General features: G+C 47.3%; 25 protein-coding genes and 1 tRNA gene. 14 read left to right on the top strand and 12 right to left on the bottom strand.

Annotation, left to right across the window (positions count from 1 at the left end; translation table 11 throughout):
• Positions 1-14 precede the first annotated feature (14 nt).
• The 7 genes from LZD49_RS14990 (at position 15) to LZD49_RS14960 (ending at position 6,934) form a co-directional block, all read left to right on the top strand.
• The gene (locus LZD49_RS14990; protein WP_310590487.1) at positions 15-248 is read left to right on the top strand and encodes a DUF433 domain-containing protein; all 234 of its coding nucleotides are present in this window, start codon (positions 15-17) and stop codon (positions 246-248) included.
• Positions 249-515: 267 nt separating this feature from the next.
• Complete coding sequence (locus LZD49_RS14985; protein ID WP_234668376.1) at positions 516-3,176, top strand: hypothetical protein; 2,661 nt, start codon at positions 516-518, stop codon at positions 3,174-3,176.
• 40 nt (positions 3,177-3,216) lie between these two features.
• On the top strand, positions 3,217-3,672 hold the full coding sequence (locus LZD49_RS14980; protein ID WP_234668375.1) for a hypothetical protein: 456 nt from the start codon (positions 3,217-3,219) through the stop codon (positions 3,670-3,672).
• Between the two features lie 32 nt (positions 3,673-3,704).
• Complete coding sequence (locus tag LZD49_RS14975) at positions 3,705-4,415, top strand: ABC transporter ATP-binding protein (protein ID WP_234668374.1); 711 nt, start codon at positions 3,705-3,707, stop codon at positions 4,413-4,415.
• 130 nt (positions 4,416-4,545) lie between these two features.
• Positions 4,546-5,268 (top strand): RluA family pseudouridine synthase, encoded by a 723-nt coding sequence (locus tag LZD49_RS14970; RefSeq protein ID WP_234668373.1) that lies wholly within the window; start codon positions 4,546-4,548, stop codon positions 5,266-5,268.
• Between the two features lie 151 nt (positions 5,269-5,419).
• A complete protein-coding gene (locus LZD49_RS14965; protein WP_234668372.1) occupies positions 5,420-6,079 on the top strand; it encodes a hypothetical protein in 660 nt (219 codons plus the stop codon).
• A 57-nt stretch (positions 6,080-6,136) separates the two neighbouring features.
• Positions 6,137-6,934: a hypothetical protein gene (locus tag LZD49_RS14960; RefSeq protein WP_234668371.1), complete on the top strand. Its 798-nt coding sequence runs from the start codon at positions 6,137-6,139 to the stop codon at positions 6,932-6,934.
• Positions 6,935-7,003: 69 nt separating this feature from the next.
• Here the strand turns inward: LZD49_RS14960 and LZD49_RS14955 are convergent, their stop codons facing one another.
• Positions 7,004-7,534 carry a hypothetical protein gene (locus LZD49_RS14955; RefSeq protein ID WP_234668370.1) on the bottom strand — a complete coding sequence of 177 codons (531 nt, stop codon included), beginning with the start codon at positions 7,532-7,534 and terminating at the stop codon, positions 7,004-7,006.
• 141 nt (positions 7,535-7,675) lie between these two features.
• Positions 7,676-8,269, bottom strand: coding sequence for a peptide-methionine (S)-S-oxide reductase MsrA (msrA, locus tag LZD49_RS14950; protein ID WP_234668369.1), 594 nt, complete (start codon positions 8,267-8,269; stop codon positions 7,676-7,678).
• Between the two features lie 238 nt (positions 8,270-8,507).
• On the opposite strand from msrA, the gene LZD49_RS14945 reads away from it, so the two are divergent.
• Positions 8,508-9,053, top strand: coding sequence for a CopD family protein (locus LZD49_RS14945; RefSeq protein ID WP_234668368.1), 546 nt, complete (start codon positions 8,508-8,510; stop codon positions 9,051-9,053).
• A 57-nt stretch (positions 9,054-9,110) separates the two neighbouring features.
• Here LZD49_RS14945 and LZD49_RS14940 read toward each other — a convergent pair whose 3' ends face one another.
• On the bottom strand, positions 9,111-9,638 hold the full coding sequence (locus tag LZD49_RS14940) for a hypothetical protein (RefSeq protein ID WP_234668367.1): 528 nt from the start codon (positions 9,636-9,638) through the stop codon (positions 9,111-9,113).
• Positions 9,635-10,156: a hypothetical protein gene (locus LZD49_RS14935; RefSeq protein WP_234668366.1), complete on the bottom strand. Its 522-nt coding sequence runs from the start codon at positions 10,154-10,156 to the stop codon at positions 9,635-9,637. The genes LZD49_RS14940 and LZD49_RS14935 overlap by 4 nt, the downstream gene beginning before the upstream one ends.
• Positions 10,157-10,286: 130 nt before the next feature.
• Here LZD49_RS14935 and LZD49_RS14930 point away from each other — a divergent pair, with 130 nt between their 5' ends.
• Both LZD49_RS14930 and LZD49_RS14925 read left to right on the top strand, forming a co-directional pair.
• Entirely contained in the window at positions 10,287-10,613 is a 327-nt protein-coding gene (locus tag LZD49_RS14930; RefSeq protein ID WP_234668365.1) for a hypothetical protein, read from the top strand.
• The gene (locus LZD49_RS14925) at positions 10,610-11,269 is read left to right on the top strand and encodes an ATP-binding cassette domain-containing protein (RefSeq protein ID WP_234668364.1); all 660 of its coding nucleotides are present in this window, start codon (positions 10,610-10,612) and stop codon (positions 11,267-11,269) included. Before LZD49_RS14930 ends, LZD49_RS14925 begins: the two co-directional genes overlap by 4 nt.
• Positions 11,270-11,320: 51 nt before the next feature.
• Here the strand turns inward: LZD49_RS14925 and LZD49_RS14920 are convergent, their stop codons facing one another.
• Positions 11,321-11,926: a Crp/Fnr family transcriptional regulator gene (locus LZD49_RS14920; RefSeq protein ID WP_234668363.1), complete on the bottom strand. Its 606-nt coding sequence runs from the start codon at positions 11,924-11,926 to the stop codon at positions 11,321-11,323.
• 147 nt (positions 11,927-12,073) lie between these two features.
• Between LZD49_RS14920 and LZD49_RS14915 the strand changes: the two genes are divergently transcribed.
• Positions 12,074-12,655 carry a hypothetical protein gene (locus LZD49_RS14915; RefSeq protein WP_234668362.1) on the top strand — a complete coding sequence of 194 codons (582 nt, stop codon included), beginning with the start codon at positions 12,074-12,076 and terminating at the stop codon, positions 12,653-12,655.
• 24 nt (positions 12,656-12,679) lie between these two features.
• On the opposite strand, the gene LZD49_RS14910 is transcribed toward LZD49_RS14915, so the two are convergent.
• On the bottom strand, positions 12,680-13,057 hold the full coding sequence (locus tag LZD49_RS14910) for a pentapeptide repeat-containing protein (protein ID WP_234668361.1): 378 nt from the start codon (positions 13,055-13,057) through the stop codon (positions 12,680-12,682).
• 97 nt (positions 13,058-13,154) lie between these two features.
• Positions 13,155-14,075 carry a hypothetical protein gene (locus LZD49_RS14905; protein WP_234668360.1) on the bottom strand — a complete coding sequence of 307 codons (921 nt, stop codon included), beginning with the start codon at positions 14,073-14,075 and terminating at the stop codon, positions 13,155-13,157.
• 744 nt (positions 14,076-14,819) lie between these two features.
• Between LZD49_RS14905 and LZD49_RS14900 the strand changes: the two genes are divergently transcribed.
• A complete protein-coding gene (locus LZD49_RS14900; RefSeq protein WP_234668359.1) occupies positions 14,820-15,278 on the top strand; it encodes a hypothetical protein in 459 nt (152 codons plus the stop codon).
• Positions 15,279-15,549: 271 nt separating this feature from the next.
• Positions 15,550-17,454, top strand: coding sequence for a trypsin-like peptidase domain-containing protein (locus tag LZD49_RS14895; protein ID WP_234668358.1), 1,905 nt, complete (start codon positions 15,550-15,552; stop codon positions 17,452-17,454).
• Positions 17,455-17,557: 103 nt separating this feature from the next.
• Here LZD49_RS14895 and LZD49_RS14890 read toward each other — a convergent pair.
• From LZD49_RS14890 to hpt, 3 genes are all read right to left on the bottom strand, one after another.
• Positions 17,558-17,641 (bottom strand) — tRNA-Leu (locus LZD49_RS14890).
• An 85-nt stretch (positions 17,642-17,726) separates the two neighbouring features.
• Positions 17,727-19,127, bottom strand: coding sequence for an MBL fold metallo-hydrolase RNA specificity domain-containing protein (locus LZD49_RS14885; protein ID WP_234668357.1), 1,401 nt, complete (start codon positions 19,125-19,127; stop codon positions 17,727-17,729).
• A 36-nt stretch (positions 19,128-19,163) separates the two neighbouring features.
• The gene (gene hpt / locus LZD49_RS14880; RefSeq protein ID WP_234668356.1) at positions 19,164-19,691 is read right to left on the bottom strand and encodes a hypoxanthine phosphoribosyltransferase; all 528 of its coding nucleotides are present in this window, start codon (positions 19,689-19,691) and stop codon (positions 19,164-19,166) included.
• 170 nt (positions 19,692-19,861) lie between these two features.
• Here hpt and LZD49_RS14875 point away from each other — a divergent pair, with 170 nt between their 5' ends.
• The gene (locus tag LZD49_RS14875; protein ID WP_234668355.1) at positions 19,862-21,088 is read left to right on the top strand and encodes a lipopolysaccharide assembly protein LapB; all 1,227 of its coding nucleotides are present in this window, start codon (positions 19,862-19,864) and stop codon (positions 21,086-21,088) included.
• A gap of 172 nt (positions 21,089-21,260) precedes the next feature.
• Here LZD49_RS14875 and LZD49_RS14870 read toward each other — a convergent pair whose 3' ends face one another.
• Both LZD49_RS14870 and plsY read right to left on the bottom strand, forming a co-directional pair.
• Entirely contained in the window at positions 21,261-22,631 is a 1,371-nt protein-coding gene (locus LZD49_RS14870; protein WP_310590490.1) for a dipeptidase, read from the bottom strand.
• 94 nt (positions 22,632-22,725) lie between these two features.
• On the bottom strand, positions 22,726-23,376 hold the full coding sequence (gene plsY, locus LZD49_RS14865) for a glycerol-3-phosphate 1-O-acyltransferase PlsY (RefSeq protein WP_234668353.1): 651 nt from the start codon (positions 23,374-23,376) through the stop codon (positions 22,726-22,728).
• Positions 23,377-23,450: the final 74 nt, after the last annotated feature.

Below are 23,450 nucleotides of genomic sequence, written 5' to 3'. Positions count from 1 at the left end.
CCGACAAAATGCAGATGAATACGCAGTTATTGGATCGTATTACCTTTAATCCAAAGCAATGCGGTGGCAAGCCTTGCATCCGGAATATGCGTATCCGGGTCACCGATGTAGTTGAATTACTGGCGGCAGGACTAACACCGGAACAGATCGTCACGGATGAACTGCCTGATCTGGAACCTGAGGATATTACCGCTTGTCTGCTTTATGCCGCAGTTAAGCTCAACCACCCCGTTTTGCAAGCGGCCTGATGATCATACTGAACCCCACCTGCCGCCGGCACTGGCCGTCTGGATCACAGAACATTTTGAAACCCCATCTTTCTCGCGTCATTTTTTTAACCTCCATAATGCAGAGGACGAAGTGATATTGCGTTTTCAAGAGAGCAAAATGCGATTGTAATCTCTAAGGATGAGGACTTTGTATCACTTCTGAAAAGGTTGGCAGCCCCCGAAAGTTATGGCTCATCTCGTAGAAATAACCGGACAGTAATCCGGAAGAAGATTTAAAAAATTTATATGAACGATTTACTTTTCTGGAAGGTATGGTCGCCATCCGAACAGCGGATGACGGTTGCGGCTTTCCTGGTGTTGGTTTTGGGGCTGATATTTTTGGTCGTGCAATGCATTGATCCCCTGGGGAATGTGGTGCGGTGGAATGTGGTGAGTGAACTATCGGAAACGAGCGCCGTCGTGGATGTGCTGCAACTCGGGCAATGGCAATATGGAATTTCGACGCCGACGCATTTGGTGACCGAAAGTTTTATGTCCTCGGTGATGGAAATCAATACGGTGACGGCCTATTTGTTTTGGATTGGCGCGTTGGTTGGTTTGTCATTGATACTGGCCGCGCTAACAACTATGCCGCGCTTCTGGTACCTGGCCGGGATGATCCTTTTCATCCTGTTCCTTGCATTTGCCCGACTGGAAACCTTACGCGTGTTCGGCGCCGAAAATCGCTTTCTGTTCATCACGGCCACCATTTTGTACGGCGGTGTCACCTATTACCTTCACGCATTCCGCCCTGATCTGGGCATTGCCATACGCATTTCGGGCATCATTGGCATTTCAATTTTGCTGGCTGCGCTTGTGGCATTTGGTTCAACTTCTCCTGTTCCTGCATTAACGGCCGCCGTTTATTCATTTCCGCTTTGGTTGGTCGCAACAAGCCTTTTCCTGCTCGTTTCAGCCACTGAAATCATGGCCGGGCTCGTCTGGCTAAGCACAAGCGGGCAGGCGGGTAAGGGGCGTTCGGGGCTGGTGCAGTTCATCGTTATCAGCGTGTTGTATTTAGTGCTTTTGCTGCTCATTTACCTCCAAAATACCCGCCGGATCGATTGGAATGTCACATTGATCAACCCTTTCTACCTCGCACTGGCGTCGGGTATATTAGGTATTTGGGGATTCAAAAAACGTGCGGATTCGACGGAGGGTGTGATTCCTTTTCGTAGCGCCGGATTTTGGCTTTATATCGGTTTGTTTATTATTGCAGCATCCTTCGGCGGGTTTATGGCGGGAACGGCCAACGACCCCGTGCTGGAAACGCTGGAAGACGTGACGGTGCAAGGTCAGCTGGCGATGGGTGTGCTTTTTCTATTCTATGTGCTGGTCAACTTTTATGAGGTGTTTCAGCAAAAACTGGCCGTGCACAAAGTATTGTACAAACCCCTCCGCTTCGGCCTGACCCAGACGCGGCTTTTTGGATTTGCGGGCGTAGTGGTGCTGTTTTCCGTTCAACGGCTACTTCCTGTGAATCAGGCCATAGCCGGATATTTTAATGGATTGGGTGATTTGCATTCTCAAACAGAGGAATATACCCTAGCTGAGCAGTACTATAAACTCGCATTGCAACAGGAGTTTCAAAATCACAAATCTAACTACGCGCTGGCATCACTGGCATTGAAACAAGGCGATCGGAATGCTGCCGCCTTCTATTTCAGACAGGCGCTGCTGAAAAATCCATCACCCCAGGCGTATGCAGGGCTAAGCGGTATCCTGGTGCAGGAAAACCTCTTTTTTGACGCCGTTTACAGTTTGCAGGAAGGTATCCGCCGGTTTCCGGCCAACGGCGAATTACTGAACAACCTCGGAATGCTGTATTCCAAAACCAATGTTGCCGATTCGGCTTACTACTATCTCGATTTAGCCAAAACGAACGCGATCCGCCCGGAAATACCAGCTACTAACCTGCTCGCTATCCTTGCAAAAAGTACGGATTCAGGCTTGTTGGACTCGCTCGCCACTGATTCCGAAAAGCAGAATTACCTTTCGTGGCAAGCCAACTGGCTGGCGGTTCAAAACTTGCGGCAGCATTTTGCCAAAGAAGCATTTAATGGTGAGGCTGTACCGAAGGATTCGCTTTTGAGCGTTTCGTCCCTGGTCTATTTGCTCAACTATGCCACTAACCAGGCCAGATTCGATACATTGCCTGCTTCGCTTTTGCCAAAACTCGCTGCGAAAAATCCGATGTTATCGCAGGATCTGTCCCTCGCAGCGCTTTACCCCGATTTTTATAGTGGAAATAAATTGAAAGCATTGGAAATTCTTACCAGCTGGACCGCTGAGGAGGGCGAACAATCGAATTTATACCGCAAAATATTGGGGCATTGGCTGTTGCAGTTGGGACTGTACGACCGAGCGATTGAAACATTGTCCGGAGTTGAGGGAGTTGAAGGAACGATCGGGATGGCGGTAGCGAACGCATTGTCGGGCAAGAAGGAAGTAGCCGTGGTGTTATTGGATAAAATGCAGGGGCAGGAGCAAAATGCGGCGGTGGAACAATTGAAACAAACACTGTTTTCAGGCGCAAAACCGAAGTCAGCAGCCGATTCCCTATTTGCTTTGATATCCAAATCTCCTTCCGTTCCCAATTTAGAAAAAGCAGTAAGCGCTAATCCATTCGATGCACGGATTGTATCGGCGGCATCGGATTTTTACAGAAGCAAAAAGCAGGTGAAGCGGGCCTACCAACTGGTGCTTGACGCACTTCGTTACAACGAATATGCGCCGGAACTTTGGGAGCAATATGCCTTGCTGAACCTCGACCAGGGGTTACTGGGCCAAGCCGCAGAGGGTGAAGAAAAGGTAAAACAATATGGATTGCCTGCCGGTTATCAGCGTTTTCTGACGCGCTATCAGCCGATGCGGGCACTTATCGAAAAACAACGGGCTGAGTTTTGATCATTTGATATTTTAGCCAACTCAAAATTACACTTCATCAATGGCGGCTTTGTCCTGGAAATCCAATTTCAATGAAACGGAATGCCGGATTTTTCGGGGCAAAGTCATTGCCGGTATTTTGAAAACATCTCTTTGGAAAAATGACGCCCGCGGTGAGCTCGACGGCCATATGCTCACATTCAGGACCACCGGTTTTTTTCAACGACATACAGAAATTCGCGATATCGACGGCGCCAGGATCCTGGGCAGCATTGAATACAACCTTTTCGCAAGCTCAGCCTGGATTACCTACGAGGAAACGCGGTACAAATGGCAGTTTGAGTCGTGGATGCGCCGGAAATGGCGGGTAAGCACGGAGCAAGAAGAGGCCAGCTTTGAGCCTACCGGTTTCTGGAAGCGGCAGGGGCAAGTGTTTAATGAAGACATTCCGGCACCGGTAATCCTTGCTTCGTTTTTTGTACAAGCCTATTTTCGTAAAGTTTCCGCCGCATCGTAACAGTCCATATTCCCAACTGAAAAATTGTTTACATGAAAATCATTGAAACCACTGAGATCGCCAAGCGCTATGTGATGGGTAGCGAGGTCATTCAGGCGCTCAAATCCGTTACGATTTCGGTTAATAAAGGGGAATATGTGGCGTTTATGGGACCTTCCGGCTCCGGTAAATCGACGTTGATGAACATTATCGGCTGCCTGGATACGCCGACCACCGGAAAATATATCCTGAACAACAAGGACGTCAGCGATATGTCGGAAGGCGAGCTGGCCGAGATCCGTAACAAGGAAATCGGGTTTGTGTTTCAGACATTTAACCTTTTGCCTAGAATGTCATCGCTTGATAATGTGGCATTACCGCTGATTTATGCCGGGCTCAGCAAGTCGGACCGGACCGAGCGGGCGATGCTGTCACTCAAAAATGTCGGCCTCGAAAACCGTGCTGGACATAAGCCAAACGAACTTTCAGGCGGTCAGCGCCAGCGCGTCGCCATTGCCCGTGCGCTCGTAAACGACCCGAGTATCCTGCTCGCCGATGAGCCGACCGGTAACCTCGACAGTAAAACTTCCTACGAGATCATGGACCTTTTCGACCAGCTTTACAGCAAAGGCAACACGATTGTGATGGTAACCCACGAGGAAGACATTGCGCACTACGCCCACCGCATCGTCCGCCTCCGCGACGGGCTCGTTGAGTCAGATACCATCAACCCGAATCCGACGAAGGTAGGTGCATTGGTTTGAGTGACCTACAAAGAAGTTTACAGAAACAAATAACATAGTTATCTTTGCAACGGATAAAGGCCTTTGGCCGAGACGATCCGGATGAATGGCCGATAGGGCGCATCATCCGGATTATTTTTATAGAACGATTATGAAAATCAATTTCAAAGACATCATATTATTTGAGGACGAGGATTTTTTGGTGGTTAACAAACCGCCGCATCTGGCAACGCTCGATGAGCGTACGGCCGACCGTGGTGGAAGCGTGCTGAGGCTGGCCAAAGAATATAATCCCGAACTGCAAGCCGCTCACCGTCTCGACAAGGAAACTTCCGGGGCATTGGCATTCGCTAAAAATCCTGCTGCTTACCGGCATTTGGCCATGCAGTTCGAGCATCGGGAAGTCACCAAACGTTACCATGCCGTCGCGAATGGCATTCATAACCTGGAAAGCATTTCGGTGTACCTGCCGATTTTACCACTTAAAAATGGAACAGCCGTCAAGATTGACCGCGCGGCTGGGAAGGAAGCGGAGACGATTTTTAACACCTTGCAGGTTTACCGTGGCTACTCTTTAGTGGAATGTATCCCCATTACAGGGCGTATGCACCAGATTCGGGTACATTTATCGTGCCTGAAAGCACCTATCGTTTGTGACCCTCAGTACGGAGGGGAGCCAATTTTCCTTTCAAGTCTGAAACGGAAGTTCAATCTCAAAAAAGACACAGAGGAACAGCCTCTTATTCAGCGCGTTGCATTGCATGCGCATTCGCTGTCATTTGCAGTGATGAACGGAGATCCTATACGTGTCGAGGCACCGTACCCCAAAGATTTCGATGTGCTGGTGAAGCAGTTGAACAAATTCGGGGTCTGATAGCATGGTTTTTGTTGAATGTGAAAAAGTTGTGTACGTTTAACCCATCTTCTTCCATTCAAAACACCTTAAACCTATGCGGGCACACACGTTACGAAACGTCTCTCTACTAACCCGGGTTTTGCTGTTTGTAATATTAGGCCAAGCGGCCATGGCACAGACAGGCCGCAAAAATGATGTGATTGTCAAACGTGACAGTTCACGCATTCAGGCGCTCATTACACAGATGAGCTACGAAAAAATCAACTACCGCGATCTCGGCAAAGCAGACAGCGCAGCCACCTACATCTACCTCGACCAGGTTGCTCGCGTTTTGTTGAAAAACGGTAAGGTTATCAATGTAAAAGATTCCATCCCGCCAACCCGCATTCCGCCCGATAGTGTTGGCCAGTATGCGGATCTGAACAACCTGCCCACCGACCCGTTTGAGAAAAGCGTGGTAATGGCCAACTCAGACCAGCTTCGGGATAAATACGAATACCATCACAATCGCGCTATCGACGGCAAAACCGGCGCAATCGTCTTTACATCTGTGGCGGTAGCGACGCTGGTGTCGGGCATTATCGTGGCCAGCACAGGCGACAGTCCTGACAACAAGACTATCGGTACTTCGCTTGCCATCGCAGGGCCTGCGGTAGGGGTTGTTTTTGGTTTGATTGGTTTTAAAAACTATAAGATACATAGCCGCAAGGCCGGCAAAATCAAGACCGAACTGGAACGAAGGAACCAGCCGTTGACGACGCTGAGGATCACTCCGTACGTCGACCCGTTCAATAAGTCGGCACGGTTGGGGCTGAGGTTGTCGTTCTGATAACCGAAAATTGGTTACTTTCATAGGGCTAAATCAATCGATACAACTCCTTCCCAAATGAAAGTAACTCTACAAAAGCTGAAATTTCAGCTCATGGCCATGTTAATGATATTATTGGTTACACAAGCGCACGCGCAGACGCCCCGCAAGGCTGACGTGATTATCATGCGAGATGAGACCAAACTGGAAGTTTTGATCCAGGAGGTCGACGAACAGATTGTTAAATACAAGAAAATGAGCGATCCGGATGGGCCGCTTTTTTCAGTGAAGAAAAGCGAGATCGCGTCGATCCGCTATGGGAACGGTGAAGTAGAAACGTTTGAGGCGACTCTGGAAGTCCAGAATTACTATTCGCCTAACAAACCGGCCGAAGCAAGTCGTCCGCAGGAGCCTAAGCCATCCCGGAAAGTGGCGGGCGGACCGGTGAAACCATCCGTTCAATTCGCCGAAGACGTGCGGAAATCGTCGCCTGACCATTTGCGCAGCATGTACAAATTCTACAAAACACGCTCGAAAACGGGAATGATCATGGGCATTGTGGGGACTTCTGTGGGCGTAATCGTGGCGGGAATCGGGACAGGCATTGTGGCCAGTGCCATTGATGATAACGGTTATTACAAAAGCTACCAGGACGAACTGCGGGCGCGCAAAGGAGCGTATATGATGCTGGGCGGCTTCGCCGGAGCAGCCACATTCGGTACCGTTGGTTTTGTGAAAGCTGGTAAGAACGGCTCCAAAGCGAGCCGCATTCGCCGGGAACTGATCCGCCGCGGGGAGCCGCTGACATTCAGCATCAGGCCGACGTTCAATCCCATGCAACGAAGCGGCAACCTGACTTTCGCCGTGCAGTTTTAAAAAACCCGTATACAAAAAGAGCGGGCCTCGAATATTCCGGAGCCCGCCCTTTTTGTATCTTTTTAATGCTTAGAATTTGAACGCGATACCGGCTTTCAAAGGAGATGCGTTGTAACCAACTTCTGCGAATACGCCCATGTTTGGCTTGAAGTAGTAGCGTGCTCCGGCAAATACGCCGAAGAAAACACCGCTACCATAGCCGTCATCGTAGATGCCTGACCAACCGTCGGGATCGTTGAACGAAGAGACACGGTAGCCAAGTGAAGGACCTGCGTACAAATCAAGGTTGTCTAGTTTCAAAAAGTGTTTACCGTAGTGATAAGAACCTCTTGCGGCTATTGTAAAGAAGTTATATCTCCATTTGTAACCAACATAGCCGTAGTTCCAGGTTGTAAAGTCAGCCTGGCCACCAACACTGATAAAGTCGTGCACGCCACCTTCGAAGGAAGCACCCACGCCGACACCACCGCCGCCATATGTTCCGCCCAGGTTGATACCTGCATTCAATAATTTATCTCCTTTTTCGAATTGGGCGAAAGCCTTCTCCGAAGCTGCGCTAAAAAGAGCGGCAACAACAAGCATGAATAGAGTCTTTTTCATCGTAATAGATTAGTTATTGTTAAAAAATAATGGCACAAATTAAAGCGTTTATTTCAATGCTTCAAAACTTGTGCCATTTATAGTTATTAACCGGAGATTCCAACTTTATAAGCGGTTCCGGCTTCTTTATTTAATCCAAAATCAGATGTGCTTGCGGAGCTTATCCTTAAACACCTTTTTAAATTTGTCCAGTTTTGGTGCAATCACGAAGGCGCAATATCCCTGCTCGGGATTGTTGGCGAAATAATTCTGGTGGTAATCCTCGGCAGGGTAAAATTTCTGGAATTTGGTGATTTCGGTTACAATTGGATTGGCATATGCACCCGATTTGTCCAGTTCCGTCTTAGCAGTTTCAGCAAGCTGTTTCTGTTCGTCATTATGGTAAAAAACTACTGAACGGTATTGTGTACCCACATCATTTCCCTGACGGTTCAGTGAAGTTGGGTCGTGGCTGCGGAAAAATGCTTCCAGCAGTTCTGCATAGCTGATCACTTTAGGGTCGTAGGTCACTTCCACACATTCGGCGTGACCAGTATTGCCCGTGCAAACTGCTTTGTAGGTAGGGTTGGGGTCGTGCCCGCCCGAGTAGCCCGAGATCACCTTCTTGACACCGTCAAGTGATTCTAATACGGCCTCGGTGCACCAGAAACATCCCGTACCAAAAGTTGCGATCTCTGTATTCGCGGTATCGACATTGGTCTCATCCAATGCAGTTGAGGCTGTTTCTTTGTCCATTTTGCTCTTGTGTTTTTTGTCCGACTGCGCGCATGAAACTAACGCCATGCAGCACAAAAATATAAACGTGAAAATCGGGATCGTGGTTCTCATCATAACAATAGGGTTATCACTGTTTCGGTAACGATTACGGGCGCAAGAAAGTTTTATCGCCGTAATCCTATAATATTTACGAAATTTAAAGGCCGAAAGATCGGGCTGGCATAACATTCCGGCCGAACCAAACCTCGGGTAGTTTATGACCTATCTCCATTTCAAAGCGCTCCATATTATATTCGTAGTCAGCTGGTTTGCGGGGCTTTTTTATATGCCCCGGCTGTTTGTATACCACACCGAAGCCAACGACAAGCCAAGTCCGGAGCGCGAGATCCTTTTTGCACAATTTACCAAAATGGAAAAACTGCTCTTCAATGCGATCATGACGCCGGCTTGCTGGCTTGCGTTACTTTGTGGTACTGCGATGCTGTACATTACACCTGCGTGGCTGGATCAGGGCTGGATGAGGCTGAAACTCGTTTTTGTGCTCGGCTTGCTGGCTTATCATTCCATTACGCGCAAAATCCTACTTGAAATAAGGAACGGTAAATTCCGGTACTCCTCATTCCAATTACGGCTTTTTAATGAAGTGGCGACGGTATTCCTTTTCTCGATCGTCTTTTTGGTGGTGCTCAAAAATACGGTGGACTGGCTGTGGGGCGTACTCGGTTTAATTGCTTTCGCCATCGTAATCATGACCGCCGTGCGGATCGTCAAGAGAATGCGGGAGAAGAAGGCAGGAGCTTAGGATGATCAAAAGGTGAATCCGAGCGCGAGCTTCGCAGAGTATCTCCGGTGTAGGGCGTCATAAGGGTAGGGCATCTGCCGGTAACACATGATAACCGACATTCGTGTCTACATAAATATGTTTAAACAGTCGTTGCTGAAAACCAATCGATGGTGAAATGGACCAGTACCTTTCATTTATATGAGGGGAGTAGCTGGTGTTTCCGTATTTGGTATGAAGCACTGCGATTTCGAACGCGGTATAAAAGCCGGAAAGATTATTGCCCGCTTTGCCCCGTCGGATCGGCATGCGCTGCAAAAAGTAATATCGTCCTTGCAGGCCCACTTTAATCGAAGATCCGCGCACCAGATCCCATTTCCTATCGTAAAATTCAGCATTAGCACTAATGTCGAGCGAAAAGGGGCTTTTGCCTAGTTTAGTTTCGCGCGCAATGCCTGTGCGCAGCGACTGCTGGTCCAGGCCTAGGCTGAATTCCGGAAAGCGTAGTTTCCATTGATTGTGAATTTCCTCATCGCATAGCAGTACCTCGCATAACTGAAAAGGCAGGGAGCGCTTCCAGTCTCCCAACGCAATTCCGACGGTCATTTGAGTGAAAAAATAACATTTCGTTTGAAGTCGGAGGGGCTTTTGTTTGGATAAAGAGGATGCCACGATGCTTCCATCGGTCTTGGCTCCGTGTAGTACGCACCGAACGAAATATCGATATGTCCCCAATTCAGGAAACGGCTCTGAAAGCCGGGTGCAACTCCTACGATCCGCTTGTACGGGCTGCTATTGTACCTGTCTATCGATTTTAATGGGAGTTTGTAAAACATTGCCAGGTAAGCCCCACTGAAATTGTTTGCATTCAGCCCTTTTCGAATCCTCCCGGGCATGGCATAGTACCAACGTGCCTTCGCGCCCAGCCAAGTGTTACCGCGCCAGGGTTTGACAAATGTGCGGCTATAAATGGCATCGTTTGCTGTGTTCGTCTGGCCACGCAAAGTTGCTTCCAACGACAGGAAAGGTAACAACTTATACTCGTAGCTGATATCTATTCCAATTCCGATCCCCCTGAGGTCGGAGGTCCGATATCCGGCCTTGACAATATGTTTCGTAGGCACACGCGTCATGATGTAAATGCCGATGATATCAAAAATCGCCCGGTTGGCAAGTTGTTAAAAATTCTTAAACGCGAATTAATTGGAGGGTTGATCGCTATTTTAGCAAATATCAATAGTTAAGGTGCTCTGAATGAAGACAAAACTGCATCTATTAGCCATCTTTTACCGCTCTTTCGGGTTTTATTTATGGGCTATTCCAATCATAAGCTGGTTCGCGCTAGGCCGCCCGACGGACCGGAATCTTTATGTGCTGATACCCGCGTTGGTCCTTTACAAATTCTTTTTACAAGGCATCACCATTTACATTTTCCGCCGCAGGTATGCACATCTGTTTTTCTTTTATGCCAATGCTAACCTTTCTCAACGCCAGCTTTTTGCCACTGCATTCGCCGCAGATTTCACCCTGTTCTTTTTATCAATGGGTATTATTCAGCTAGCAAGGGAATGGATCCGATGAAAAGTCACATCCTCGAAGCGGACAGCATGTGGCTGGAATATGAGGGACGGAAAATTCTCCAAAGCATTTATTTTAAAATGCAGACCGGCCATGTGACGGGGCTGCTCGGACGTAATGGGACCGGGAAATCAAGCCTGATGCAAATGATTTTTGGAACGCTCCGCGGGCAGAACCAGTCGGTGAGGATTAATGGCGACTATATTTCGCACCCATATCACCATCCCGGGCTGATCAGCTATTTGCCTCAGCACCCTTTTATACCGGCGAACCTGCGTGTGAGCGACGTATGCAGGTTGTATGAGGTCGATTTTGCGGACCTGTGCCGCCATTTTGAAGGTTTGGAACAGTACAGAAGGACCCGTGTCAAAGATTTGTCGACAGGCAACAGACGGTTGCTCGGGACGTTGATTGTGTTGCTGATGCCCGTTGCATTCACTTTGCTGGACGAGCCATTTGCCGCTCTTTCGCCCCTTAGTATCGAACAAATGGGAAAGGTCATCGCCGAGCAAAAGGCCCGAAAAGGCATTCTGATTTCAGATCACGCTTATGAAGATGTTCTGGGCCTGGCGGATGAAACGTACCTGATCGTACCCATTGGACGTAGCGTGCTGCTTAAAGATATCCATTCCGAGCTTGAAGAGTTCGGATACATATGAATAACGAAATGCGCCCGGAAATCTACGGATTAGACATTGACAAGGCCGAAGTCAGGGACGGTTCTTGTCGAATGGCATTGTTTTCAGGCAGCGACTGAAAGTAGCAGGTGTCGTGCCCAGGTAGGTGGCAATGTAATGATCTGGGATGCGGCGGAAAAGCGACGATGGCTGACCGATATAATGTGCAATGCGCTCTTCTACCGATAAATATTTGAAAACCTTTACCTTATCCGTAAAGTTGATGAGGTGTTGTTCCAAAAGCCTTACCGCCAGCTTGCCCATGTAGGAATCTTCTTCAACGAGTTTTCGATACGAGTCGTAAGAAATTGCATAAACCGTCGTGTCTTCCAAAGTTTCCAAAACTTCGTTCGATAGTTTTTGCAATAAAAAGCTTTCCGCAATGCAAACGATATCGCCTTCCGAAACCAGCAGCGAAGTAATATCCTCGGACCCGCGCAGGTAATAAGTACGCATGACCCCTTTTTCAATAAAATATAGCGATGGACTCACCTGTCCCAAATCAACCAGCACTCTTCCTTTCGGGATCATAAATCTTTTCAGGTTCTGCTTGAACTTCTCCCTGATTTCTTCCGAAACCATGAATTTGGAGGCTTCCAGCAAATGGTGCAATGGTTTTATATCTTCGGAGAGTTGCATTGTCCAATTGGAATGATAAAGGGTAGGGGGGAACTTGTCGTGCGACAATGTGAAATCTTGTCGTACGACAAGCTAAACTGATGTCTTCTGACAAGGTATAAAATAATAGTCGTGAAGTTAATTTGAAAGAACAAAAAACTACTCGCGATGAACTTCCCACTACTTAAAACGATCATTTTATCCAACCTCATTTGGTGCGCATTTTCGCCGGTTCATGCACAGGATAAAGGTAAGGAAGAACTGAATTTTAGCGCCGGGCTGATGGCTACCGAGAATGCCTTTGCCGATGCGATTATACTTTCACTCAGCGCGTTGATCAACGAGCCGGAAGATGTTAGGATTACCGGCGCGGCGTGGTCGCTAACGTACAAATACTATGTCTCAGAAAAGCTTGCGATAGGCGGTAGCTCGGTATATAACCCGTCGCCCGACAGGTGGATACCCAACTTTTTTCGCGACGACCGCTGGAAACGCCGTTCGCTCACCACGGCTGGGGAAGTCACATTATTTTGGGTAAAACAGCGCGGATTCCAATTTTATGGAACCGTTGGGCTGGGATTTTTCGCCAAACATAAAACCCTTTACGAGATGCAGACGGAGACCGATTTTGGCTACACATTTCAAGCGAGCCCCGTCGGATTACGGATGGGCGATAAAGTAGGTGTATTTGTGGAGCTGGGTTACGGGTATAAAGGGGTTTTCAATGGCGGACTGAGCATGCGGTTTTAAGATACTTTGCTCTGATTTCAGATCTCATATGCCGTTTTTCAGCAAATCTGAAATCAGTTTTCCATTGATGGTCAACCCTTCGATATTGCAATCCGATATTTCCACGCCGCTCAGATCGCACGCGACGAACCGGCTTTTGTGTAAATCACAATGCTCGAAAAACAGTGGTCGTTGTTCGGCATTCGGGTCGTACATCGGATGATCGGGCGGGCACATGCCGATGTTCTGAAACACCGCCCCGCCCAGCTGTGCACCTTCGATTTTGAGGTCGCTCAGATTGGCATCTACGATCGAGATGTTGCTCATGTTCACATCGTTGAACGTCGAGTCGGACAGCATTACGCAATGAGCGGTGATGACAGCGCATTCGCTGTCGAGCGTGATTTGCTTGATGGTTTCCATGATGGTTGGTTGGTTTTAACTGATGTAAAGTTAGCTCTCCAACGGCCTGTGTAAAAGGGCCAAATACGACTAAATGGCGGTGTGATTGCGCCAAAGTTCAGGCATCCCCGACTGGTTGAGTTTCTAATCGCGGCCGGATGAGCATGAGCATAAACAGCCCTATTCCAAATGCAAATGCCGCGAAAATCCCGGCCAATTTGCCGGAAATACGGTTGTCGACGGGCCGGGTGACCGCTTGCAGGATCATGAAATCATTATTCACCGGCTTTCTTATTGCATTCTGAACGGCTATCCTGAAATTCTCCCGGTCTGTTGAGGCAGGTTTGTGTTCGAAATGGTCCAGCCTGTAAAAATCATAATGCTCCATTTTTTGCACACAATCATCAAAAAATTCCCTGAAACGCCGTTGCTTCGTCTCGTCACCACTGAGGTTACTAATCTGCTTGTGAAATTTGACGCCGTACCAATACAATGGCGTCATGGAAATAATCTGTTTTTTGTGAGTCAGGATCGGATTGGTGAAGTAAATGTCGATGTCCAGATTCTGATTATACCGACCATTTTTTTTGACGGTATATTGCACACCGCCAATAAACTTGTGCACCGCAAATTCCCTGATCCGGTAATAACGCACACGCTCATGTTTCCGGATTTCCTTGACGTTCTTGATTTCGAGTGTTTCGCCAGTTGAATACGTCAGAAGCATCTGCGAAATCATCAGCATAATCATCATGGGAATCCATGAAATTCCCTGCATTTGCCAGCTCCCTTTGTCTTTTCCCTTCTTAAATTCAAGCCTGTCGAACCGGGGTTTGAGCCAAATAAGAATTGGCGCCCAAGGAAATAAAGCCGGAATCCAAAACTGCCAGGTATCCTCGCTCACTTCGAGTATCGGGATCTTGTCCAGAAAAAGCCACCACCGCAAAAAGCCAAGTAACAGCACCGAGCCCCACGCAACGATGGTAAACGGAATCAGAATGTGTTTGAGTTTTATGAGATAGTTTGGATTCAGTTTCATCGGGAGAAAAGCTGGAAGAATCGTGCGTTTACTCTGGTGACAAGCCCGGAAACTGCACAATGCATTAGGTCAAAAAAGAAATGAGGCAACCGGCATTTATGCTAATTCCTCATGTTCGCACATTAAGCGCTCATTTTCTCAGCCTTCTCAAAGAAGAAAACCAATTCCCTGAAGTTTCGAAAATCTCCGTACATCGCGGGTTGTATCCCGCCTCTTTCTCGAAAACCATACCCGCTTTAAATCGACCAAAGATCGCCAATCCACTCTTCCGGGCTAGTTTGAGAAAGTAAATCCTGAACTAACTGGCCATAATGCACCAGCCGGGACGAATCCGGGAATTCGTCGGTGATAGGGTGTGTACATCGCAATTAAAGGGATTGAGGTGAAGCCCTCTAAGGTGTCCTTACGCTCACGATGTGTGCGTCCGGGGGACTTTCGTCACACCCGCACCATAACAGGGCAAATCTTCCAAGCTTTTTCATACTTACATCGAGATTAAAAGGAATATGAATATTCCTAAGAAAATCGGGTAAAGCAAATTTAATAAAGAATGGAAATGCAAAGAGCGCCGCTAATGGTTTGCTGAACGGGCCTGTTTCATGCTCTAAAATGCATCGATTTTGAAGGAAAATTTACTCTTGATAATTCAACGGTGCCGTTCGGACATTCAACGGTTGACTACTACAAATAGCTGATTTTTTGTTTTATACATTTCCGAATGTTTCAAGTTATTATAAAAATGTCATGAAAAATAGAACGCCTTATTGTTTAATTATTGTGTGGGTCTTACTCTTCGCTTTTGCTGTGACGGGTTGCATAGAGAGTGTTGATACTGATCCAAAGAATTTGATTGGACGTTGGCAAATGGTAAAAGTGGTCCATCAGGGGAATACATTCTCCAAGCCGGATCTTTCTGGCAACGATCGGGAGGTGGAAATTGAGTTCTTGAAGAATGAAAGGGTCGAAGGGACAATACCTTGGGAAAGTTTTTCGGGAGATTATAAAATTAGTGCTGAGGATTCTATATCGATTAAATGTTGGAAAAGTTCAAAAATGGGAATGCCTGATTGGGGTGATTATTTTTTTCATAACATTAATCAGGTGACGACATTTTCGTTAAAAAAGAGAAAAATAAGCATTAAATATGAAGAATTACATCTGAATTATGAAGATGGACAGTTAATTTTTAATAAAGTTAAATGATACCATTTAATCCACATCTAATTGATTTAAATTATGAAAAATATTCTATTGTTTTTTGCAATTCTAGTTTTTACTATAAATACTGGTAGGGGTCAGGTAAAGATTGAAAATAGAAATGATTTATCATACGGATTAAAAAAATGGATTTTATAACAACGATCATTTAGCGCAAATTTATAAGTCAGATGTACCAACCAAACAGGAAATCGATCAGCTTATTAGAGAAGATTCACTTGATATGGGGTCTAAGACGTATCGTTTTGCAACTGCGATGAGAATTGATATCGATTTCCTTCAACGGGCTAATTGGGTAACAAGAGGTGGAATGTCCTATGGCAGGCTATTGATAGTGGCTAGCGAAGCAAAATCTCTAAGCCTGAACTTCAATTCATTTTTTATTCCAGAGCTGGGTGAATTTGTAATTTACAATTCTAAGGGTACGATAGCTGGGCCAATTATGTCCGAGGAGAATAATGGCGGTCAGACTTGGGCGAGCCCAATTTTTAGCGGCGATTCGCTTTGGATAGAAGCAAAACTTCCTACGCGAACAAAGGGAGCTCTTAAATTTAAAGTGTCTGGTCTGGCGTTCGGTTACAGAGATTTAGATATTGGGAAATCAGGGGGATTTGGTACTTCTGGTGGTTGCATGGCGACTAACAATGTGATGTGCTTTGGTAACGGGTGGGAATTTGAGCGGAATGCAGTTTGCATGCTTGTCAACCAAAGTGGGACGCGATTTTGTACTGGCTCGATGATCAATAATTCCTGTAATAATAATGTCCCCTATGTTTTGTCGGCGAATCACTGTCTACCAAATGCTGGGAACGTTGGCCAACTGCGTTTTATTTTTCAGTATTGGAGCCCTGTCTGTGATCCGTCACAGGATGATTCCAATTACATACAATTCTATGGATCGACTCTCCGTGCAAATGCCGACCCATCTGATTTTTTGTTACTGCAATTGAGCCAACTGCCAGATCCAACATCCGGAATTACTTATTTAGGGTGGGACAGAACGATAAATGCAGCCACAAGTGGTGTAAGCATTCATCATCCTATGGGAGATGTAATGAAGATATCTACATTTAATAGTGTAGCACTAAGGGCCGACAATTATTCATTTGTCAATTTAACCAAAGCACCTGGCTCACAGCACTGGATAGTCAATTGGGCTAGTGGTGTAACCGAAGACGGTTCATCGGGGGGGCCACTTCTTAACCAATCCAAGAAATTGGTTGGGCAATTGTCAGGCGGACCCTCGTACTGTAATGCTCCCTCCGGTTTTCTCAAAGACGCTTACGGCCGCTTTGATAATTCCTGGACCGGACTGGGGAGCGACGCGACAAGGCTGAGTAATTGGCTTGATCCATCCGGGTTTGGCAATACAACAACTTCGAGTATCGGCCTTTCACATATTGCTGGGAACAATTTTGTTTGTACAACATCTTCCTACTCAGTAGCCAATTTGCAACCAGGCACGTCGGTTGTTTCGTGGAGTTCCAGTAATGCTTCTGTAATGACGATCAATGCTGCGGGCTCCGCCAGCCGTGTCGGAAATGCGAATGGTCAGGTGACAATTACCGCGACGCTGAACAATGGATGTGGCAACTTTACCCGGACAAAGATCGTGCACGTGGGCAAACCGATTGTAAATGGTATTAGTGTGGATTCGGACGTTTGTACGGGGCAAGGCCAGGATGTGATAGCGAATCTTATTGGAGCAACAACTTCAAGCTGGGCTGTCACAAGTGGCAACGGCTTCAATGCAACGCTAATGGACAATGGGAATGGGATAGCTTATTTCAATAGTTATGTACAGGATTGTTACGGCTTGCAAATTGCGGTTTCCAATGTTTGCGGATCAATTAGTGATGGTACTACTATATGTGTTAATAGCTGTTTCGGAGGATTGGTTGCCTATCCCAATCCCGCAAAGGATATCGTTACTTTCGATTTTTCAAGTTTTCCCGAAAATAATTTGCCGGATCAAATTCAAATATTTGATGAAAAGTCAATAGTTGCCCAAAAATCAATTGATATCAATCGGGATTCGATTCATGACAAGAAGATTCAGATAGCCACGCATGATTTGCCACGGGGAACCTATTATTTCCATGTTATTAAAAACGACACTTCTCAAATGAAGGTGGAAAAAATCAGAATAGTGCTGGAATAGGAAACTTTAAGCATTTGGAGATCAAAGGCTTCGCGGCACGATTGCAGGAGTTTTTGTCCCGAAAAGCAAAAACGCCGTTCCTGATATCAGAAACAGCGTTTTGTGCCGAAGGCGGGACTCGAACCCGCACAGGATTGCTCCCTCACGCCCCTGAAACGTGCGTGTCTACCAGTTTCACCACTTCGGCTTGAAATTCGGGTGGGCAAAGATAGCAATCTTGTTTTGGACTTTACAAGCGTTTAAGGTTCCAGGAAGCGAAAAAATCCGAAAAATTAGATTTTTATACCTTCATACAGGGCCGGAATGTGGATTTTACGAAATCCGGCCTTTTCTAGTTTCAACTTGAATGCGACTTGTGTTTCGTATTCGCCGTGGACGAGGAATACTTCTTTCACACGTTCGGGCGTCTGGCAGGAGAGGAATTGCAGCATTTCATTGTAATCACCATGGCCGGAGAATGAGTCCATCGTTTCGACGCGGCATTTGACTTCGAAGTGCTCGCCGAAAATGTTGACTTGCTTGTCGCCGCGCTTTAATGCGCCGGCCAGCGTGTTCGCGGAGGCGTAACCCACTAGCAGGATGGTCGAGTTCGGGTCGCCGATGTTGTTCTTGATATGGTGCTTGATCCGCCCCGCTTCTGCCATGCCGGATGCCGAAATGATGATGCACGGCTCTTTGCGATCGTTCAGCGCGATGGATTGCTGCACGTCGGAAATGTAATGCAAGTATGGAAATGCAAATGCGTCGCCGTCCTTTTCGATGTAATCGAGGATTTCGGGGTTGAAGCATTCGTCGTGCTCCTTCATGATGGCCGTGGCGCGTATAGCGAGCGGGCTGTCGATGTAAACGGGGATTTGCGGGAGCTGACCAGAGCTGGAAAGCTGGTCGAGGGCGTAAATAAGCTCCTGCGTACGGTCGATCGCAAAGGCCGGGATAATGAGCTTCCCACGTCGACGGACGCACGTTTCTTGCACCACACGCAGCAAATGCGCGTGCATATCGGTCTCTTTTTCATGCAGTCGATCGCCGTAAGTCGATTCGCAAATGATGTAATCGGCCTGCGGGAATACCTCGGGCTTGCGGAGAATGCGGTCGTCGGGACGGCCGATGTCGCCGGTGAAAGTTACTTGTTTGAATGTCCCACCGTCGGGAATGCTCAAATGAACGGCGGCGCTGCCGAGGAGATGTGCTGCGTCGGTGAGGATTACGGATACTTCATTGTTTTCGCCGAGGAAAAATGTTTGTCCATAACGCACAGTTTTTAAAAGGCTCAATGCATGCGCGGCGTCTTCGGCATTATAAAGCTCTTCGAGCAATGGACGTCCTTGCTTTTGTCGGCGTTTGTTGATCCGTCCCAAATCCTTTTCCTGAATATGGGCACTGTCGAGCAGCATGACGCGGCAGAGGTCTGCGGTAGCGGCAGTGCAATAGATTGGTCCCTTGAAGCCCTTCCGCACGAGACGTGGGAGCAGGCCGGAGTGGTCGATGTGAGCGTGGGAGAGGACTACATAATCGATTTCCGCAGGTTTGAAACCGAATTCCTGGTTGAATTCATCAGTTTGGATGCCCTGGAAAAGCCCGCAATCAAGCAGTATTTTGGTTCCTTTTTCGGTGGTAATGAGGTGCTTGCTTCCGGTTACGGTGCGTGCGGCGCCAAAAAATTGGATAAGCATAAAGATTTGAATTTAGGACGTTGGTGAAAAGGGTGTTCAGGCGAGGACGTAGATTGCATCCAGATTACGCCCTATGCCGTCGTAATCGAGGCCGTAGCCAACCACAAATTTGTTCTCGATTTCGAAGCCGACATAACGCATATGCACCGGCGTTTTCAGCGCCTCCGGTTTGTACAGTAAAGTAGCGATTTCAACGGATTTCGGCGACATCGACTTCACTTTAGTGAGCAGTTGCGACATCGTCAGCCCCGTATCCACAATGTCCTCGATGATGATTACGTCGCGTCCTGCAATGCGGACGTCCATCCCGATAATCTCGCGGACAGCACCCGTCGAGGTCGTCTGGGAATATGATGAAAGTCTTATGAAATTGATTTCGCACGCCAGCGAAATGCTTTTGACCAGCTCGCCAGCGAACAGAAATGCCCCATTCAGCACGATAATAAACAGGGGGCAGGAGCCCGCATAGTCGTTATTAATGCCGGCAGCTAACTCTGCAATACGTTTTTCGATCGTTTCGCGCGAAATAAAAGGGACAAATGTTTTATCCAGAATGTTAATCATAATTTTGAAGTGCAAATCAGGTTCTACAGGACGGTAGCAGGTCTTCTGGAAGTGGGCCGCCGGGACGGTCAAATACTCTGAGGATCAATATTAACTCTTTTTTTAAAAACCGGGTTGCCGACAAACGCAAAATATAAATCACACGTTAATAGGAGAGATTTACCCCTGCTATGAAAAGTTCAGTTGTTAATACAATCATTTTCTGCTGCTTAACTGTAATTACCGGTCAATTTGCTGTTGCCCAATTGTATTCTTCGTCCGATCTCGACAAGAATTACGCCATGGTCCTACAAAACCCAGGCGTTCAAATTGAATCAACGGAGGCAATCAACAAGTTGTACAATTACCAGTTCTATGAAGCAGATGCGGAGTTTCGGTGGCTCAAATACCGTTACCCTAAGCACCCTATGCCCCACTTTTTGATGGGTTTGGCAGAATGGTGGAAAATTGTACCGAACACAGAGAACGAAGCCTACGATAAGACCTTCCTCGCACACATGGATTCGACCATTACACTTGCGGAGGAATTGTATGACGATCAGGAAAGTAAAATAGAACCCGCTTTTTTCCTTGCGGCTGCCTATGCATTCAAAGGCAGGCTTTATGCCGAGCGTGAGAGTTGGGCGAAAGCTGCATTTGCGGGTAAAAAATCATTAAAATACTTCGAACAATGCAAAGGCAATGGTGACCTCTCACCGGAATTGCTCTTTGGCGACGGTCTTTACAATTATTATGCTGAATGGGTCCCCAAAGAATATCCAATCCTGAAACCGATCCTGGCTCTTTTCCCGAAAGGAAATAGAAAGCTGGGAGAGCAGCAGTTGGAAAAAGTTGGGAATAATGCATTTTACACCCGTGTAGAGGCTCGCTATTTCCTGCTGCAAATTTACAGCATGGAAAACGAGTACAGTAAGGCGTATGAAATGGCTAAGTACATGTGGCAGACGTATCCCAACAATCCCTATTTCGAGCGTTATTTTTGTCGCACAGCTTTTGTTACCGGCAAAATGGCCGAGGCGGAGCAGGCAGCGCAGAACATTATCAAGAAAATCAGCCAGGGAATGCCTGGCTACGAAGGTGTGAGCGGTCGGAATGCGGCTTATGTGCTAGCCTACTACAATATGAATTACCACCGCAACTACGACGCGGCAAGCGAATATTATCACAAAGCGATCGATTTCTCGACGCAGACTAAATCCATGAATGCCGGTTATTATGTATCCTCGCTGTTAGGTTTGGGCAAAATTTCGGAGCAGAAAAAAGATTACGATGAGGCATTACGGTATTACAAACTTGCCGACGATCATGCGGAAAAGAAGTCAAGCCAGGATAAAGAGGCTAAGGCCGCGATCGCGAATTTGAAAAAGATGAAAAGAGAGCAACGCAGGCGGCGCTAGAATTCAGAAAGGCAACCATGGATGATCAGGTCACCTGAGCGCCCAGTACGTGTCACCCTGAGCGCTCCGTTACGGTGTCACCCTAAGCGCTCCGTTACGGTGTCACCCTGAGCGCCCAGTTACGTGTCATCCTGAGCGCAGCCGAAGGATGATCATCGTGCATCTACTTCCTTTATTTCTTCAACTCCGCATAATGCTTGAAAAACAGCGGAATCGTTTCAATCCCCTTATAATAGTTAAACAGCCCATAGCTCTCATTCGGTGAATGCAGGGCGTCGATATCCAGCCCGAAGCCCATCAGAATGCTCTTACAGCCCAATTCCTGCTCAAATAGCGCTACAATGGGAATGCTGCCACCGCCACGTGTAGGGATCGGTTTTTTACCAAATGACTCTTCCATAGCTAGCTCTGCGGCACGGTATTCAACGGAATCTGTTGGTGTAACATAGGGCAGGCCACCGTGGTGGGGGACTACTTTCACTTTCACCGAAGCCGGAGCGATGGATTCAAAATGCCTTGTAAATAGGTCGCATATCTCGTCATCGTTCTGATCTGGCACCAGGCGCATGGATATTTTCGCGTGGGCTTTGGAAGGAAGCACCGTTTTAGCGCCTTCGCCAATGTAACCGCCCCAGATTCCGTTCACGTCCAGTGTCGGGCGCACGGAAGTTCTTTCAATCGTCGTGTAGCCCCTTTCGCCGGTTACGTCGTCGATTTCCAGATCTTTTTTATATTCTTCCAGATCAAACGGCGCTGCGTTCAATGCAACGCGCTCGGAGGTGCTCAAATCCTGAACCTTATCGTAAAAGCCCGGAATAGTAATATGGCCGTTTTCGTCTTTCAGCGAAGCGATCATTTCGCAGAGAATGTTGATCGGGTTCGCAACGCCGCCGCCATAAACGCCTGAATGCAAATCACGGTTGGCACCTACCACTTCCACTTCTACATAGGTCAACCCGCGTAAACCGGTTTCAATCGATGGGACATCATTTGCAATAATGCTGGTGTCGGAAATCAGGATCGTGTCGCATTGCAGCATTTCCTTATGTTCCCTGACGAATGCGCCCAGGTTCGACGACCCTATTTCTTCTTCTCCCTCAATCATCACTTTCACGTTACATGAGAGCGTGCCGGTTGCGAGCATAATCTCGAGGGCTTTGATATGCATATAAAACTGCCCCTTGTCATCGCAGGCCCCGCGTGCGTAAATGCGGTCATTTTTGATGACCGGCTCGAATGGGGGAGAGTTCCAGAGTTCGTAAGGATCGGCCGGCTGGACATCATAATGCCCATAAATCAGCACGGTGGGCAATGTGGGGTCAATGATTTTTTCGCCGTAAACAACCGGGTGGCCTGCTGTTTCATAAATCTTAGCCTTGTCCGCACCTGCTTCGGCAATTCGGTCACGCACGTATTCCGCGGCTTTGAGCATGTCGGGTTTGAACTTCGAATCGGCACTTACGGATGGAATGCGCAGTAGATCGAGCAATTCGTTCAGAAACCGGTCGCGGTTTTGATCAATATATTCTTGCATTGGTTGAATGTTTTTAGTCTTTAGTAAATCGGCAGTCAAGTTAAAAAATAACCCCTAAGGTTGTGCCTCAGGGGTTCGATTAACAGGGTTAGATTAGTCTTGTTTAGCTTCTCACTTTCGATTTTGAGAAAATTTTCACGCGGCTCTCGTTACCGTTGAGCAGGCGGATGATGTTTTTCTGGTGTGTAAATACAACCAAAACAAACATCACGAAACCAAAAACAACCAGCAGCGGCTCAGGGTGCCCGAAAGCGCCCGTCCATGAGAGTACCGGGAATGCCAATGTCGCCAGGATCGAGCTCAGCGATACATATTGGGATGCAAGTAGTGTCAGAATAAATATAGTAATGCAAACGGAAGCTAGCTCGGGGTGAATGGCTAGCACCATTCCGAGCAGCGTGGCAATGCCTTTACCGCCTTTAAAATTCACGAAAACTGGGAAGATGTGGCCGATAATGGCGATAATCCCGAAAATAATCTTGTACATCAGGAGCTCGGTTTCGCCGATCTCGTTCATGTAAAAAAGCATGGAGGCCAGGCAAGTGGCAGTCCAGCCTTTAAGGACGTCGATGAGCATAACAACCGTTCCGGCGCGTTTGCCTAAAACCCTGAATGTATTAGTGGCACCCGCGTTTCCGCTACCGTGTTTCCTGACGTCTATTCCAAAATATCCAATGCCGTACCAAACCGAACTTGGGATAGAACCCAGCAAATATGCAGCAACAATCGCAACTATCAATAAGACAACACTCATTTTGTACTATTCGAAGATTAATTTAAATTACAAACCGTTTTTCTCAAAAATACGATAGTTGGAGGATTTTACAA

The organism is Dyadobacter sp. CY261 (assembly GCF_021440085.1).
Classification (GTDB): Bacteria; Bacteroidota; Bacteroidia; order Cytophagales; family Spirosomataceae; genus Dyadobacter.
Note: the sequence above shows the minus strand (reverse complement) of the source record. Positions and strands in the feature narration are given on the sequence as shown.

What these genes read in the sequence shown, in the direction of transcription:
- LZD49_RS14990 (WP_310590487.1), top strand. Translation starts at nt 15, where the DNA reads ATGAATACGCAGTTATTGGATCGTATTACCTTTAATCCAAAGCAATGC.
- LZD49_RS14985 (WP_234668376.1), top strand. Translation starts at nt 516, where the DNA reads ATGAACGATTTACTTTTCTGGAAGGTATGGTCGCCATCCGAACAGCGG.
- LZD49_RS14980 (WP_234668375.1), top strand. Translation starts at nt 3,217, where the DNA reads ATGGCGGCTTTGTCCTGGAAATCCAATTTCAATGAAACGGAATGCCGG.
- LZD49_RS14975 (WP_234668374.1), top strand. Translation starts at nt 3,705, where the DNA reads ATGAAAATCATTGAAACCACTGAGATCGCCAAGCGCTATGTGATGGGT.
- LZD49_RS14970 (WP_234668373.1), top strand. Translation starts at nt 4,546, where the DNA reads ATGAAAATCAATTTCAAAGACATCATATTATTTGAGGACGAGGATTTT.
- LZD49_RS14965 (WP_234668372.1), top strand. Translation starts at nt 5,420, where the DNA reads ATGGCACAGACAGGCCGCAAAAATGATGTGATTGTCAAACGTGACAGT.
- LZD49_RS14960 (WP_234668371.1), top strand. Translation starts at nt 6,137, where the DNA reads ATGAAAGTAACTCTACAAAAGCTGAAATTTCAGCTCATGGCCATGTTA.
- LZD49_RS14955 (WP_234668370.1), bottom strand. Translation starts at nt 7,534, where the DNA reads ATGAAAAAGACTCTATTCATGCTTGTTGTTGCCGCTCTTTTTAGCGCA.
- msrA (WP_234668369.1), bottom strand. Translation starts at nt 8,269, where the DNA reads ATGGACAAAGAAACAGCCTCAACTGCATTGGATGAGACCAATGTCGAT.
- LZD49_RS14945 (WP_234668368.1), top strand. Translation starts at nt 8,508, where the DNA reads ATGACCTATCTCCATTTCAAAGCGCTCCATATTATATTCGTAGTCAGC.
- LZD49_RS14940 (WP_234668367.1), bottom strand. Translation starts at nt 9,638, where the DNA reads ATGACCGTCGGAATTGCGTTGGGAGACTGGAAGCGCTCCCTGCCTTTT.
- LZD49_RS14930 (WP_234668365.1), top strand. Translation starts at nt 10,287, where the DNA reads ATGAAGACAAAACTGCATCTATTAGCCATCTTTTACCGCTCTTTCGGG.
- LZD49_RS14925 (WP_234668364.1), top strand. Translation starts at nt 10,610, where the DNA reads ATGAAAAGTCACATCCTCGAAGCGGACAGCATGTGGCTGGAATATGAG.
- LZD49_RS14920 (WP_234668363.1), bottom strand. Translation starts at nt 11,926, where the DNA reads ATGCAACTCTCCGAAGATATAAAACCATTGCACCATTTGCTGGAAGCC.
- LZD49_RS14915 (WP_234668362.1), top strand. Translation starts at nt 12,074, where the DNA reads ATGAACTTCCCACTACTTAAAACGATCATTTTATCCAACCTCATTTGG.
- LZD49_RS14910 (WP_234668361.1), bottom strand. Translation starts at nt 13,057, where the DNA reads ATGGAAACCATCAAGCAAATCACGCTCGACAGCGAATGCGCTGTCATC.
- LZD49_RS14905 (WP_234668360.1), bottom strand. Translation starts at nt 14,075, where the DNA reads ATGAAACTGAATCCAAACTATCTCATAAAACTCAAACACATTCTGATT.
- LZD49_RS14900 (WP_234668359.1), top strand. Translation starts at nt 14,820, where the DNA reads ATGAAAAATAGAACGCCTTATTGTTTAATTATTGTGTGGGTCTTACTC.
- LZD49_RS14895 (WP_234668358.1), top strand. Translation starts at nt 15,550, where the DNA reads ATGAGAATTGATATCGATTTCCTTCAACGGGCTAATTGGGTAACAAGA.
- LZD49_RS14885 (WP_234668357.1), bottom strand. Translation starts at nt 19,127, where the DNA reads ATGCTTATCCAATTTTTTGGCGCCGCACGCACCGTAACCGGAAGCAAG.
- hpt (WP_234668356.1), bottom strand. Translation starts at nt 19,691, where the DNA reads ATGATTAACATTCTGGATAAAACATTTGTCCCTTTTATTTCGCGCGAA.
- LZD49_RS14875 (WP_234668355.1), top strand. Translation starts at nt 19,862, where the DNA reads ATGAAAAGTTCAGTTGTTAATACAATCATTTTCTGCTGCTTAACTGTA.
- plsY (WP_234668353.1), bottom strand. Translation starts at nt 23,376, where the DNA reads ATGAGTGTTGTCTTATTGATAGTTGCGATTGTTGCTGCATATTTGCTG.